The 14,558-nt window shown below is 31.9% G+C and carries 11 protein-coding genes; 6 read left to right on the top strand and 5 right to left on the bottom strand.

Annotation, left to right across the window (positions count from 1 at the left end; genetic code table 11):
- Nucleotide 1 precedes the first annotated feature (1 nt).
- Complete coding sequence (locus ACY2IJ_RS10805) at nucleotides 2–1,279, bottom strand: replication-associated recombination protein A (protein ID WP_476724380.1); 1,278 nt, start codon at nucleotides 1,277–1,279, stop codon at nucleotides 2–4.
- A 135-nt stretch (nucleotides 1,280–1,414) separates the two neighbouring features.
- Between ACY2IJ_RS10805 and ACY2IJ_RS10800 the strand changes: the two genes are divergently transcribed.
- Nucleotides 1,415–1,840, top strand: a complete 426-nt coding sequence (locus ACY2IJ_RS10800) for an OsmC family protein (protein ID WP_476724379.1) — start codon at nucleotides 1,415–1,417, stop codon at nucleotides 1,838–1,840.
- A 64-nt stretch (nucleotides 1,841–1,904) separates the two neighbouring features.
- On the opposite strand, the gene ACY2IJ_RS10795 is transcribed toward ACY2IJ_RS10800, so the two are convergent.
- The 4 genes from ACY2IJ_RS10795 to gdhA all read right to left on the bottom strand — a co-directional run bounded on the left by ACY2IJ_RS10795 (nucleotide 1,905) and on the right by gdhA (nucleotide 6,291).
- Entirely contained in the window at nucleotides 1,905–2,348 is a 444-nt protein-coding gene (locus ACY2IJ_RS10795; RefSeq protein ID WP_476724378.1) for a 3-oxoacyl-ACP synthase, read from the bottom strand.
- A gap of 77 nt (nucleotides 2,349–2,425) precedes the next feature.
- Nucleotides 2,426–3,517, bottom strand: coding sequence for a DNA polymerase IV (gene dinB, locus ACY2IJ_RS10790; RefSeq protein WP_476724377.1), 1,092 nt, complete (start codon nucleotides 3,515–3,517; stop codon nucleotides 2,426–2,428).
- A gap of 90 nt (nucleotides 3,518–3,607) precedes the next feature.
- Nucleotides 3,608–4,798 (bottom strand): T9SS type A sorting domain-containing protein, encoded by a 1,191-nt coding sequence (locus tag ACY2IJ_RS10785; protein ID WP_476724376.1) that lies wholly within the window; start codon nucleotides 4,796–4,798, stop codon nucleotides 3,608–3,610.
- A gap of 149 nt (nucleotides 4,799–4,947) precedes the next feature.
- Nucleotides 4,948–6,291, bottom strand: a complete 1,344-nt coding sequence (gene gdhA, locus ACY2IJ_RS10780; RefSeq protein WP_476724375.1) for an NADP-specific glutamate dehydrogenase — start codon at nucleotides 6,289–6,291, stop codon at nucleotides 4,948–4,950.
- 72 nt (nucleotides 6,292–6,363) lie between these two features.
- On the opposite strand from gdhA, the gene ACY2IJ_RS10775 reads away from it, so the two are divergent.
- From ACY2IJ_RS10775 to ACY2IJ_RS10755, 5 genes are all read left to right on the top strand, one after another.
- A complete protein-coding gene (locus tag ACY2IJ_RS10775; RefSeq protein ID WP_476724374.1) occupies nucleotides 6,364–7,665 on the top strand; it encodes an HTTM domain-containing protein in 1,302 nt (433 codons plus the stop codon).
- A 144-nt stretch (nucleotides 7,666–7,809) separates the two neighbouring features.
- Nucleotides 7,810–8,829: a phenylalanine--tRNA ligase subunit alpha gene (gene pheS, locus ACY2IJ_RS10770; protein ID WP_476724373.1), complete on the top strand. Its 1,020-nt coding sequence runs from the start codon at nucleotides 7,810–7,812 to the stop codon at nucleotides 8,827–8,829.
- 115 nt (nucleotides 8,830–8,944) lie between these two features.
- A complete protein-coding gene (locus ACY2IJ_RS10765; protein ID WP_476724372.1) occupies nucleotides 8,945–10,813 on the top strand; it encodes a DUF4153 domain-containing protein in 1,869 nt (622 codons plus the stop codon).
- A 275-nt stretch (nucleotides 10,814–11,088) separates the two neighbouring features.
- Nucleotides 11,089–12,453: a carbohydrate porin gene (locus tag ACY2IJ_RS10760; protein ID WP_476724371.1), complete on the top strand. Its 1,365-nt coding sequence runs from the start codon at nucleotides 11,089–11,091 to the stop codon at nucleotides 12,451–12,453.
- A gap of 39 nt (nucleotides 12,454–12,492) precedes the next feature.
- Nucleotides 12,493–14,514 (top strand): glycoside hydrolase family 97 protein, encoded by a 2,022-nt coding sequence (locus tag ACY2IJ_RS10755; RefSeq protein ID WP_476724370.1) that lies wholly within the window; start codon nucleotides 12,493–12,495, stop codon nucleotides 14,512–14,514.
- Nucleotides 14,515–14,558: the final 44 nt, after the last annotated feature.

Raw genomic sequence — 14,558 nt, 5'->3', positions numbered from 1 at the left:
TTTAATTGTCTTCGTATTTATCTCCCCATCTATCTTTCATCACCTTTCTAAATTCATTTTCACGAGCATTTACCCCTGGCTTGTATAAAGACATTCCTTTCAAATCATCGGGCATAAATTCCTGATTCACAAAATTACCAGGATATGCATGTGCATATTTATAATCAGCTCCGTAATTTAAATCTTTCATCAATTTGGTTGGTGCATTTCTTAAATGTAGTGGAACGGGTAAATCTCCTGTTTGCTTTACTACTTGTATGGCTTTGTTTATAGCCTCATAACTGGCATTACTTTTTGCAGAGTTTGCCAAATATATAGCACATTGGCTTAGCAGTATTCTAGCTTCTGGATAACCAATGGTGGTGACCGCTTGAAAGGTATTGGTTGCCATAATTAATGCCGTAGGGTTTGCATTTCCAATATCTTCCGATGCCGATATTAACATTCTACGAGCTATAAACTTTACATCCTCTCCTCCTTCAACCATTCTTGCTAACCAATAAACAGCTCCGTTAGGATCTGATCCTCTAATCGATTTTATAAAAGCCGAAACAATATCGTAGTGTTGCTCTCCTGTTTTATCGTACCTCACTACATTTCTCTGTACTTTTTCTAACACCAATTCATTGGTAATCACAACACCTGCTTCTTCTGAGGCCACAATCAGTTCAAAAATATTTAACAACTTTCTAGCATCTCCACTAGAAACCTGCAACAAAGCATCTATTTCTTTTAAAACTACTTTTTTCTTAGCAATTACCTCATCTTTTTCCATGGCTCTTTGCAACAAAGCTTCCATATCTTCTTTATCAAAAGGATTTAGAATATAGACTTGGCAACGAGATAGCAAAGCAGGAATTACCTCAAAACTAGGATTTTCGGTAGTGGCACCAATTAACGTAACCCAACCTTTTTCTACAGCTGCTAATAATGAATCTTGCTGAGATTTGCTAAATCTATGAATTTCATCAATAAACAAAATAGGATTTTTGGTCGTAAACAAACCTCCACTTTGCTTAGCCTTGTCTATTACTTCTCTTACATCTTTTACACCTGAATTAATTGCGCTTAGTGTAAAAAAGGGTCTTTTAGATGTTTCTGCAATTATATTTGCTAAGGTTGTTTTTCCAATACCGGGAGGCCCCCACAAAATTAAAGACGGAATCATACCGTTATTAATATGATTGGTTAACACTCCTGTTTTACCCACAAGGTGTTGTTGACTAATGTAGTCTTCTAATGTTTTAGGTCGGATGCGCTCTGCCAAAGGTTGATTCATAGAGTAAATATACGAGTTCCTAATTGCAATTAACAACGGATGATTCGCAATTATTACTACCCACTTATTTCAACAATTGTAGGTTTCAGTACGTCAATTACTTTGCTTATTTTTGACATCTTAAAATACAGAAATATGGCAACACAAAAAATAAAATTAAATTGGAAAGAAGGAGTCCATTTTGAATCTGAAGGTCCTGGAGGAAATGTACCTATTGATGGTTCTGAGGAAGTAGGTGGGCAAGGAAAAGGATTACGTCCTAAAGCATTAATGCTTTCTGCTTTGGCAGGTTGCTCTGGTATAGACGTGGCTTCTTTAATTAAAAAAATGCGTATTGATGTAGATACTTTTGATATTGATGTGGAAGCAGAATTGACAGAAGAACATCCTAAATTTTATCATAAAGTTTGGGTAAACTTTAATTTTTATGGAGATAATTTAAACGAGAAAAAAATAGAAAAAGCGGTTAATCTATCTGTTGACACCTATTGTGGAGTTATGGAAATGTTCCGTCAGTTTGCAACCGTTGAAACTAAAATTAATTATTTTCCAAAGAAATAAACTCCTTAAATTTTGCCCACTTTTCCAATGATTTTCTATGGTATTTGGGCAAAATTTTTAGTTTTTACAATACTTTATCTACGCTTAACTTTTTTCCATTAAACGTAAATTCATCATGCTCTTGTTTTCCCAATAATAATTTTCCTATGGGAGAGTTGATAGAAACGACCATTACAGATTGATTTTTACACTGTACCACTCCCAAACTACTTGCTAAAAAATAATAGGTTCCGCTTAACAAAACCAAACTCCCCACTTTTATTGTTGTTGTAGGCAAATTGTCTATTTTTAACAAAATTTGCTTTTGCATTAACACTGTTTGATATTGCTGACCTAGTTTTTCCATTTCTAACTGCATCATTGCTCTTCCAGTTTCATGTTTATCGCCAGCAGAACTTTTTGTTTCGGACAACAAATCTACCTTGTAATCATCTATTCCTTTTTGAATTTGAGTTAACCTTGTATTTATTACTTGTAAACAAACCTCTATTAATTCTTTTTTATTCATATACACAATAGTGTTACACACCTTAATATTAATTTTTTATATTCTTGTTTTTCCTAAAAAAATCAACATCCTTTTTACTAAAGCTCTAATTTTAATTGAATATATTGTTTTAAGTTACTAGGTTCTTGATTGTTTAAATTGTTTACTGAAATTCCTAAAAGCCTAACAGAATTACTTAATTTTTCTTGAAACAATAATTCTTTTACAATGTTAAAAATATCTACATAATTTCCCACAAACAAATCTCCGGTTTTGCTACGTGTCGTTTGTGTAAAATCACTATACTTTATTTTTAAGGTAACTGTTCTTCCTTTTACATTGTTTTTAAGCAACCTTTCTGCTACTTCTTTAGATAAGATTTTTAATTTTTCTAAAATAAATATTTCTGACGAGAGGTTTTCTAAATAAGTATGTTCTGCTCCTACAGACTTTCTAGTTCTTGATGGACGTACGGGACTGTTGTGAATTCCTCTTACAATATTGTAATAATGCTGTGCTGAGCTTTTAAAATGTTCTTCTAAAAATTCTAAACTTTTATTTTTTAAATCTGATCCTGTAAAAATACCCAACTGATACATTTTTTGAGTAGTCACTTTTCCGACCCCATAAAACTTTCTGATTTGCAATGTTTCTAAAAAAGGAACTACCTCGTTAGGTGTAATAGTTTTTTGGCCATTGGGCTTGTTAATATCTGATGCTATTTTTGCTACAAATTTATTAGGAGCTATTCCTGCCGATGCGTTTAGGCCTGTTTCCTCTTTAATTCTTTGTCTAATTTCTTGGGCAATTAAAGTAGCAGATTGCATTTTCTTTTTGTTCTCGGTTACATCTAAATAAGCTTCATCTAAAGATAATGGCTCTATTAAATCGGTATATTCTTTAAATATTTGTCTTACTTGATTTGATATTTCCTTATATCGTTTAAAATCTGTACCTACAAAAATTAAATCCGGACACATTTTTTTAGCCAAAGAACCGGCCATTGCAGACTTTACTCCAAATTTTCTAGCCTCATAACTAGCTGCTGCTATAACACCTCGTTTACCATCGCTACCAACTGCTACGGGCTTTCCTCTTAGTTCAGGAAAATCCAATTGCGCTACAGATGCAAAAAAGGCATCCATATCTACATGTATAATTTTACGTGTTTTTGTTTGTAAATTTTCCACTTTATAAAGGTACGCACTACAAGTTATATATTTAAAACAAAAAACTCCTTTAGAAATTTCCAAAGGAGTTTTACATAAAATTTAAAAGAATTAGTTTTTAACTACTTTTTGTCTTAACCCTGTATTGGTTTGTAAAAAGTAAATACCAGCTGGTAGTGTAGATATATCTAATGTGTTTTGAGCTTTAAATGTTTTTACTATTTGTCCTAAAACATTACTTAAATATATAGTTTTAAAACTAGAAACATCAGAAATAGTAATTACTCCATTTTGTAAATCCTGATAAATAGACAATCCTTCTTTTTTAAAATTTCCTGAAGATAGTGTTGCATCATTAATTACTGGAAATTCTAAACTATAAGAAATAAAATCCCAACCTGTTCCATTCCATTTTTGCAAACCATAATAATCACTTCCATTCAATTTATGAGACCCACTACCATTATCTGCAGTTGTTCCTACATTTAATCCGTTTAATGTTTCTGCTTCTGGAAAAGTAAACGTTACAGTACCTGTTTGGTTTTCTTCTGTTCCTGTTACGGTAATATCATCAACAGTAACATCATCTATAACCGCGTTAGTGTAAGGATCTTCTGTTGGATTTTCTCCTGGAGGGTGTACTAATAAAATTCTATATCTTAAACCTGAAATAGTCGTATTAGCTGTATAGTTGAACGACATTGTAAATGTTTCTCCCCTAGTAACACTTGCAAAAGCTGTTTGTTCATTACTTATAGAAATATAGTTGGGTGGATAATATGCTTCTACAACTTCTATATTTGTATTAGGAAAACCTGTTCTGTCTAACGCTAAAGGTCCACCACCACTAACTCTTAAAGAATAACCTGTTCCTTCTGCTATCAAACTTTCATCGTTAATATCAATTTTATCTAAAACCCAAGTTCTAGTTCTTAACGTCATGTTATCTCCATCGTTTGGGTTTGCGCTTAACACACTCGTAGAAATGTTCGAATCTTTAAGTCCTCCTGTTACAGCAAATGCATTTCCTGAAGCTCCTGGGTTTTTAATAGGCAACCACACTTGTGCATAAGTAGGTTCATTTCCTTCTCCTAAAGTTCTAAAATCATTTACACTTGTTACTGTTAAAGTTGCTGTTTCATAACCACCACCTGGCAATTTGTTTAAAAAAAATCCGTTGGTAGAAACAACCAATTCATTAGCTGCTGATGTGCTTTTGGTAATGGTATTTGTATCCGCTGCTTGACCGTACGAAAACAATGTAGTTGCAAAAGCAACTACTAATAGTAGTTTTTTAATCATTATATAATCTGTTTTTTTGTTAGTTATCTCAAAGCTATTTTAAACCATCATTTTTGATTTGCTCATATGGTTTTTCACAAGAAACAAATGGTTTTAAAACAAGAAAAACCCCTGTTTTAAAACCATTTACAAAAAAACAAACTATTTACTTAAATAACTCCTTGTGCCAACATTGCATCTGCCACTTTAACAAAACCAGCTATGTTAGCTCCTTTTACATAATTAATGTAACCGTCTTTCTCAGCTCCATATTCTTGACAAGATTCATGTATTTCTTTCATAATTTCTTTTAGTTTTTTATCAACCTCTTCTCTTGTCCATTTGTAACGTAACGCATTTTGTGTCATTTCCAAACCAGAAGTAGCTACCCCACCAGCGTTAGATGCTTTTCCTGGTGCAAATAAAATTTTGGCTTTATGAAAAACTTCTACAGCATTAATATCGCATGGCATATTAGCTCCTTCAGTAACACAAATACAACCTCCATTAATTAGACTTTTGGCATCGTTTTCTAACAATTCATTTTGTGTGGCACAAGGAAATGCAATCTCACATTTTATTTGCCAAGGTTTTTGCCCCTCATAATACACTGCTGATGGATATTCATTAACATATTCCGAAATTCTTCCTCTTTTTACGTTTTTTAATTCTTTTATGTAATTTAATTTTTCTTGAGTAATTCCATCTTCATCATATACGTAGCCTGATGAGTCTGACATTGTTAAGACTTTACCTCCTAATTGAATACATTTTTCTGCTGCATATTGCGCAACATTTCCAGAACCAGAAATTACGATGTTTTTTCCCTCAATAGCTTCTCCTTTTGTTTTTAACATAGAATCTGCAAAATAAACAGCTCCATATCCTGTAGCTTCTGGTCTAATTTGAGAACCTCCCCAAGACAATCCTTTTCCGGTTAGCACTCCTGTAAATTCATTTTTTAATTTTTTATACATCCCAAACAAATACCCTACTTCTCTAGCCCCTACACCAATATCTCCTGCGGGTACATCTGTATCGTGTCCAATATGTCTAAACAACTCACTCATAAATGCATGACAAAAACGCATAATTTCATCATCAGACTTTCCTTTAGGATCAAAATCAGAACCTCCTTTTCCTCCTCCCATTGGCAAAGTGGTTAATGAATTTTTAAAAACCTGCTCAAAGGCTAAAAATTTTAACACACTTTGGTTTACCGTAGGATGAAAACGCAATCCGCCTTTATAAGGACCAATAGCAGAGTTCATTTGTACTCTATACCCTCTATTAATTTGTATTTCTCCATCATCATCTACCCAACAAACTCTAAAAGACACTAGTCTTTCGGGCTCTACCATTCTTAATAAAATGTTTTTTCCAAAATAAATTTCATTTTCGCATATATATGGAATTACTGTTTCTGCTACTTCTTGTACTGCTTGTAAAAATTCTGGTTCGTGACCATTTCTAATTTTTACAACTTCCATAAAATCTTTTATTCTTTTATCCATTGTATCGTTTTTTTTAAATATAAAAATATATTTGTTTGGTACAATGTACCTATTAAAATCTTACAATTTTCTATGAATTTTTTATTTAAAAAAACAGACAATAGTCCACTAATTGTTTTCAGAATCATTTTTGGATTGGTACTAACGCTTGAAGCCTGGGGCTCTATTTTTACAGGATGGATTCATAAAACATATATAGAGCCTAGCATTCATTTTAGTTACATTGGCTTAGAATGGCTGCAACCACTTGATGGCTTAGGAATGTATTACCTATATATTTTTATGGGTATTTTGGGTCTAGGGGTTTTATTAGGATATTTTTATAGACTTTCTATTATTGGTTATACCATACTTTGGACTTACTGTTATTTATCGCATAAAATTTCGTACAACAATCATTATTATTTAATGATTTTATTATGTTTTCTTATGTGTTTTTTACCTGCAAACAAATACGCTTCTTTAGATGTAAAACACAAAAGAGTAACCCAACAAACTTACACAGAATATTGGTGCTTACTTTTACTGATGTTTCAAATAAGTTGTGTCTATTTTTTTGGTGCCATTGCCAAAATATATCCAGATTGGTTTGATGGAACATTTGCACAAATTGCCTTAGAACCTAAAAGCTCTTTTCCTGTTATTGGAAAATACTTTTCTAAAAAATGGTTTTACATGGGAATTGCCTATGGTGGCTTTTTGTTTGATTTATTGATTATTCCTTTATTTCTCCATAGAAAAACTAGGATTTTTGGATTTGCTATTTCCATATTCTTCCACAGTTTTAACTCTATTGTGTTCCAAGTAGGTGTATTTCCTTATTTAAGCCTTTCTTTTGCTTTGTTCTTTTTTCCTGCAAAAAAAGTTCAACAACTATTTTTACCCAAAAAAGAATATTTCACCACTAAAGAAACCAAACATACCAACCCTGCCACTACTCTTTTTATTCTTTCTTATGTTCTTCTTCAACTGTTTTTACCGTTAAGACAACATTTTATAAAAGGAAATACTTATTGGACAGAACAAGGACACAAAATGAGTTGGAGAATGATGTTACGATCTGCCACCGGAACCATTTATTACAAAATAGAAGACCTTACAAATCAAAGAACATACTACCACAGACCTACTATTTTAACTGTAAAACAAAAAAGATTACTAAACACACATCCTGATGTAATTTGGCAATATGCTCACTATTTAAAAGATCAAGCAAAAAAACAAGGAAACAATGTAAAAGTATTTGCTATCAGTAAAAAAAGCTTAAACAATAGACCTTTGCAAGCATTTATAGATCCAAATGTAGATTTAGCAAACACTACATGGAATTATTTTCAATGTCAACCTTGGATTATGCCTTTTAACGGATGGTAATTTTTGCTACAAATAAGGCTCTTGTATACGCTGTAAAAAACAATCACACCAAAGCAACATTTCCTTTTGTATAAAAGTCTATGTAAATAAAGTATTACTCCAAATAGTTTGTTAAATTTGCAATCTAATTTCTGAATAACAATTATGTTAGATAAAGTTAAAGAACTAATTGGTGAAGTAAATGATTTTAAGGCCACTACTAAAGAGGAACTAGAAGCATTTAGAATTAAATACATTGGTAAAAAAGGAATTTTAAACGATCTTTTTGCTGAGTTTAAAAATGTTGCCAACGATCAGAAAAAAGAATTTGGTCAAGCACTAAATACTTTTAAAAACGCTGCTGAAGAAAAAGTAAATAAATTAAGGGAATCTTTAGAAGATGCAAATCTTAACAAAGCTAGCTTAAACGATTTAACTAGACCTGCAGAGCCTTTAAGTTTAGGATCTCGCCATCCTATATCTATTGTAAAAAATCAGATTATTGATGTGTTTTCTAGAATTGGTTTTACCGTTTCTGAAGGTCCAGAAATTGAAGATGACTGGCACAACTTTACTGCGTTAAACTTGCCAGAATATCATCCTGCAAGAGATATGCAAGACACGTTTTTTATTGAGCAAAATCCAGATATTTTACTGCGTACACATACATCATCTGTACAAACAAGATATATGGAAAACAACCAGCCACCTATTAGAACGTTGTCTCCTGGTAGAGTATTTAGAAACGAAGATATTTCTGCTAGAGCTCACTGTATTTTTCATCAAGTAGAAGGTTTGTACATTGATACCGATGTATCTTTTGCCGATTTAAAACAAACTTTGTTATACTTTACACAAGAAATGTTTGGAAAATCTAAAATACGTTTACGTCCTTCTTATTTTCCATTTACAGAGCCAAGTGCCGAAGTAGATATTTATTGGGGACTAGAAACAGAAACAGATTATAAAATTACCAAAGGAACAGGTTGGTTAGAAATTATGGGATGTGGAATGGTAGACCCTAATGTGTTAAAAAATGCCAATATAGACCCTACAAAATATAGTGGTTATGCATTTGGAATGGGAATAGAACGTATTGCTATGTTGTTATATCAAATTCCGGATATTAGAATGTTTTATGAAAACGATGTTCGTTTCTTAGAACAGTTTAAAAGCATTAACTAACAAATAAAAAAAACGATTCATTTTTCAATGAATCGTTTTTTTTCACCATTTTTTGTAGCATTCTGTTTTTACCTACACAATTATTTCTTTTGCTATCTTTAGCAAAAAACTAACTATGAAATTTTCTTTTTCTCATGTAGCTACTCGTGCAAAAACTTCTTTTTTTCGTTTTCCATGGGTAATTATATCTGCTATTTGCGGTGTATTATTGGCTATTTTTTTAGTAGAATATCAAAAAGACCTAGACCTATCCATAAATTACATCAATGCATTGTTAACTTTTGCTTTAGGAGTCCCTTTATTTTTTTGTGTCACTATTTTTAAGGAACAACAACAAAATTCTAAAACATTTAATATCATTACGCACATACTAACTTTAGGATTGTTGATTGGGGTTTATTTTTCTTTACCCAATTCTTTAGAAAGCCACAACTTACATATTTCTTACACCCGATATGGAATTTACAATGTTATTACCCACCTTTTGGTTGCCTATATTCCCTACCTAAAAAACAAACATCTTAATGGCTTTTGGAACTACAATAAAACTCTATTTTTACGCTTTTGCACTGCTATTTTATATTCAGGTGTTTTATACATAGGCTTAACAATTGCTCTTTTTGCATTAAACATATTATTTCAAATAAACATTAATTACGAACTATATTTTGAAATGTTTATAGTGGTAATTGGTCTTTTTAATACTTGGTTTTTTGTTGCTGGTATTCCTACTAATTTAAATGAACTAGAAGATATTACCGAATACCCTAAAGGATTAAAAATATTTTCTCAATACATATTACTTCCATTGCTTATTCTATATTTAATAATTCTTTATGCATATGCTTCTAAAATTACTTTACTAGGAAGTTGGCCAAAAGGGTGGGTTACTTATTTAGTTTCGGGAGTAGCCATTCTTGGTTTTTTTACCATTCTATTGCTATATCCTTATGGTAAAACCAAAGAAGATTTATGGATTTCTAAATTTACCAAAGCCTTTTTTATAGCAATGTTACCCCTAACTGTGTTATTGTTTTTAGCAATTAACATAAGAGTAAATGCTTATGGAATTACTGTTAAACGCTATGCATCTATTACCTTAGCTATATGGATTCTTTTGGTTTGTCTATTCTTTTTATTTAAAAAAGACAACATTAAATTCATTCCCATTTCTTTATCTATTTTGTTGTGCTTAAGCTCTTTTGGCCCCTGGGGAATGTTTTCAGTTAGTGAAAACTCTCAAACTTATAGATTGCAAAAAATACTAGAAACTCAAGGAATTTTACAGAATGGGAAAATCAATACAGAAACTCTTTGGGATACAGAACAGTTACCCAAATGGGCATTTCAACACAAAAACACACAATTAGTCACTTTGCCAGACTCTATCCACAATCAAGTAAAATCTATTTTAGATTATTTAGACGATCATCATGGAATGCAAAAAATCAGACCCTGGTTTGCTCAAAATATAGATAGTTTATATCAAAAAAGTCAAAAAGAAACACATTCACGATTTATTAATGAAGCCAAGGTTTACATGGAATCTATGGGATTAAAATATCGTAAGATCTATAAAAATAAAACTCATCAAACTAAAGTTTTCTATAGAACTAAAAAGCCTACATTAATTGCTACACAAGGAGCAGATTACTTATATAACTTTTCGTTTTATAAGAACAATCAACCCAAAACAATTCATACTACAAACAGCACAATTGAATTGAACAAAACAGAAAATGCTTTGTTAATTGTCCATAATAAAGATACGTTAAACCTCCCTTTTAAAGAAATTAAGAAACAACTAATTACCAAATGGGGAACTACCTCTAATAATGCAATTCCTGAAGTAATTTGGACAGCATCATTAAACAGTGAAGCATTAAAAATAACTTGTGATATTAATTATTTTTATTTTACACCTTTAAAAAAAGAACAACAAACAGAAACTATAGGAGGTACGCTATACATCTACGAAAAATAACTCTACAGAACTGTTACTTAGCTAAAAAAGAGAACGGCAAGAATATTACTTGTCGTTTTTTTTATGTTTTAGATTATTTACAATTCCTTTTTTTAGAATAAAACTAAAATAAGAAATTATTAAAATTAGTGTGCTTACTCTTATTTTACTGTATTTCTACACCTAAAATGTTTTCAAAAACACAATAAACATTAAAAACTACAAAAATATCAATATTTTTATATATGTTTGCGTAAACATTAATTGATGTTTGTAACATCAAAAATCAATTTAAAATGAAACGAGATCAACTTTTTAAACCTTGTAAAATATGGCTTCCTATTTTTTTACTACTATGCGTAAAAGCAAATAGTCAAAAATTATTAGAAGACAATCTAAACTATTTTGGAACTTCTGGCTACATAAGAACTGGAATGGGAAAAAGTGAAGGCGGAGCAACACAAGCTCATTTTCAAATGCCTGGTGCTTTAAATAAATTTAGTTTGGGTAACCAAGCAGACACATATGGAGAATTAGAATTTGATTACACTCGTTACATAAACCAAAAAGAGAACAAATCGGTAGATGTAGTTTGGATGACTTCTTTTTACGAAGCCTTTGGAAGTGAAAACGGAATGCAATTTGACAAAACCGCACAATTATATGTTCGCGGAAACAATTTGTTAGGCAAAAAAGAAGTACTATGGATTGGTAAACGATACTACCACAGACAAGCCATTCATTTATTAGACAAACAATGGATGAATCCTGCACAAACAGGTTGGGGAATGGGAATAGAAAATTTAATTACCAACAAAGAAGGACAAGATTTAAAATTTGGTGTTTGGACATTTGAAGATCAAAAAGTGATTTCATACATCAATCGCAATCAAAGCACCTTAAAAGCATTTACGTTTGATGCACGTTGGGTACACGTACCAGTGAGCAAACACAGTAAAATAAACTTAGCTGTAAATTATTCGTTACGTACAAAAAACCAAACCCTAGCTTATAAAAATCGTCACGGAGTTGGAGCCTTTGCTTGGTTAGACACAGAAAAAAATCGTATTAGCAATACATTTGGAATTCTGTTTAGACAAGGAGCTAATGTTGCACAACATCATTGGACAGGAATGTCTCAAAAAGAGAATCCAAACAATTCTTCTTTGGTGTTAACAGATTTAAGAACTACCTATGCCTTAGAAATTAACAACAACTTTTTATATGATGATTTTGAGCGTTTTGCCATCAATGGTATTTTTATGAGTGTATTTAAAAACTTTGGTACACAACCGTATAATTATGAATCTGGAACCAAAAACTATATAGAAAACCAAGGTAGCAAAATGTATTGGATAGCCACAGGTGCCAGAGGAATGTACTATTTTAATCGTTATATTAAACTAAGCTTAGAACTAAGTACAGAATACATTTACAATCAGCAAGTAAATGTAGAAGGTAACTTACAACGAATTTCTTTTACCCCAGAAATATCTTTAAAAAAAGGATTTTACTCTAGACCCGTTTTAAGACCCTTAGTTACCTATGCTTTTTGGAGTAACGATTTAAAAGGCCATATAGGTACAACACCAACCAATGCACCTTTTGGAAGTAGCACCAAAGGATTTACTTATGGTTTGCAATTCGAAATTTGGTGGTAACAATTACAAAAAGAATATAAATTTTTAAAATACAGAAAAATGAAAAAAATAACAACCTTAACACTCATCATGAGCTTATTATTAATAACCAACACAGCTATGGGAGCAACAACACAAAAAATAATTTTAAAATCGCCAGACGGTAAAACTGCAACACAAATTAACATAGAAAAAGACATTAGGTATTCAATTTCTCAAGACGATGTTCTTGTATTGGCTCCTTCTAAAATTGCCATGATATTATCCGAAGGAACCACATGGGGAGAACAACCTAAAATAAAAAGTGTTCAAAAATCATCCGTAAACAAAACCATTCATGCACCCTTTTACAAAACCAAAAAAGTAAAAGACGAATACAACCAAGTGGCCATACAATTTAAAGACAATTGGGGATTAGAATTTAGAGCCTACAACGATGGTATTGCTTACCGATTTACAAGCACCAAAAATGGGACTTATAAAATTGTTAATGAAATTGCCGATTATCAATTTGTAAACAATGCCAACACAACAATACCTTATGTATATTCTCCAGGAGATTTAGAACATCAATTGTCTCAATCTTTTGAAAACACTTATACTCATTTAAAAATATCTGAGCTAGACAAAGAACGTTTGATTTTTTTGCCTTTAAGCGTACAAGCTCCAAAAGGAAAACGTGTTACTATTACAGAAAGTGATTTAAGAAATTACCCAGGAATGTATATAAAAGCTACCCAAAAAGAAAATACATTAAGTGCTTTTTTTGCTCCTTTGCGCAATAAAGTAGAAGAACATTCTGGGTACAACAACTTACAAGTAACAGTAAAATCTCGTCATAATTATATTGCCAAAATAAACACCAAAAGAACTTTTCCTTGGAGGGCTGCCATAGTAACTGGAAACGATGCTGATTTGGCAAACACAACCATGACTTACAAATTGGCAGAGGAAAATGCAATTGGTAATACCGATTGGATAAAACCAGGTAAAGTAGCTTGGGATTGGTGGAACAACTGGAACCTAGAAGGTGTAGATTTTAAAACAGGTGTAAACAACGCTACTTATAAATACTATATAGATTTTGCTTCTAAAAACGGAATTGAATATGTGATTTTAGACGAGGGTTGGTCTGTAAACAAAGTCTATGATTTAATGCAAGTTGTTCCTGAAATTAATCTAGAAGAATTAATTGCTTATGCAAAAGAAAGAAATGTAGGTATTATTCTTTGGGCAGGATATTATGCTTTTGATAGAGATATGGAAAAAGTATCCGAACATTATAGCAAAATGGGTGTAAAAGGATTTAAAGTAGATTTTATGAACGGAGACGATCAAGAATTGGTGTACTTTAACGAACGTGTTGCACAAGTTTGTGCCAAATACAACTTATTGGTAGACTTACACGGAACCTATAAACCTGCTGGATTGCAAAGAACATATCCAAATATTTTAAACTTTGAAGGAGTTCACGGATTAGAGCAAATGAAATGGCAACCTGCTACATGCGATCAGGTTACTTATGACGTAACGCTTCCTTTTATTAGAATGATTTCTGGACCTGTAGATTATACACAAGGTGCTATGAACAACGCAGTAAAAGCTTTAAACACCATTACAAATAAAGTAGAAACACAATACCACCCTAACTTTTCTAAACCTATGAGTCAAGGAACTCGTATGCATCAGCTAGCAGAGTATATCATCTTTCTATCGCCATTAAATATGTTATGCGACACTCCAACCAATTACGAAAAAAATCCTATAAGTACAGAATTTATTGCTTCTGTACCAACAGTTTGGGACGAAAGTAAAACAATAGATGGAAAAATGGGTGAATATATTGTAACAGCAAGACGAAGTGGTGACACTTGGTATATTGGTGGATTAAACAATTGGGATGCCAGAGAAATTACCTTAAACATAAAAGATATTACAGGAAAAACAGGACCTTTAACTGTTTACAAAGATGGTATTAATGCAGATACTAATGGTGTAGATTTTAAAAAAGAAACACTGCCTAAAACCCATACAATAACTATTAGAATGGCTCCCGGAGGAGGTTTTGTAGTTAAATTATAAAACAAATTACCCCGTGTATTTCAATCTACTTTTTGTTTACTTAC

The sequence above is a fragment of the Wenyingzhuangia gracilariae genome, from assembly GCF_056387575.1.
Note: the sequence above shows the minus strand (reverse complement) of the source record. Positions and strands in the feature narration are given on the sequence as shown.

Bases quoted from the DNA above. Each gene is read 5' to 3' on its own strand.
- ACY2IJ_RS10805 (WP_476724380.1), bottom strand. From the start codon at position 1,279: ATGAATCAACCTTTGGCAGAGCGCATCCGACCTAAAACATTAGAAGAC.
- ACY2IJ_RS10800 (WP_476724379.1), top strand. From the start codon at position 1,415: ATGGCAACACAAAAAATAAAATTAAATTGGAAAGAAGGAGTCCATTTT.
- ACY2IJ_RS10795 (WP_476724378.1), bottom strand. From the start codon at position 2,348: ATGAATAAAAAAGAATTAATAGAGGTTTGTTTACAAGTAATAAATACA.
- ACY2IJ_RS10785 (WP_476724376.1), bottom strand. From the start codon at position 4,798: ATGATTAAAAAACTACTATTAGTAGTTGCTTTTGCAACTACATTGTTT.
- gdhA (WP_476724375.1), bottom strand. From the start codon at position 6,291: ATGGATAAAAGAATAAAAGATTTTATGGAAGTTGTAAAAATTAGAAAT.
- ACY2IJ_RS10775 (WP_476724374.1), top strand. From the start codon at position 6,364: ATGAATTTTTTATTTAAAAAAACAGACAATAGTCCACTAATTGTTTTC.
- pheS (WP_476724373.1), top strand. From the start codon at position 7,810: ATGTTAGATAAAGTTAAAGAACTAATTGGTGAAGTAAATGATTTTAAG.
- ACY2IJ_RS10765 (WP_476724372.1), top strand. From the start codon at position 8,945: ATGAAATTTTCTTTTTCTCATGTAGCTACTCGTGCAAAAACTTCTTTT.
- ACY2IJ_RS10760 (WP_476724371.1), top strand. From the start codon at position 11,089: ATGAAACGAGATCAACTTTTTAAACCTTGTAAAATATGGCTTCCTATT.
- ACY2IJ_RS10755 (WP_476724370.1), top strand. From the start codon at position 12,493: ATGAAAAAAATAACAACCTTAACACTCATCATGAGCTTATTATTAATA.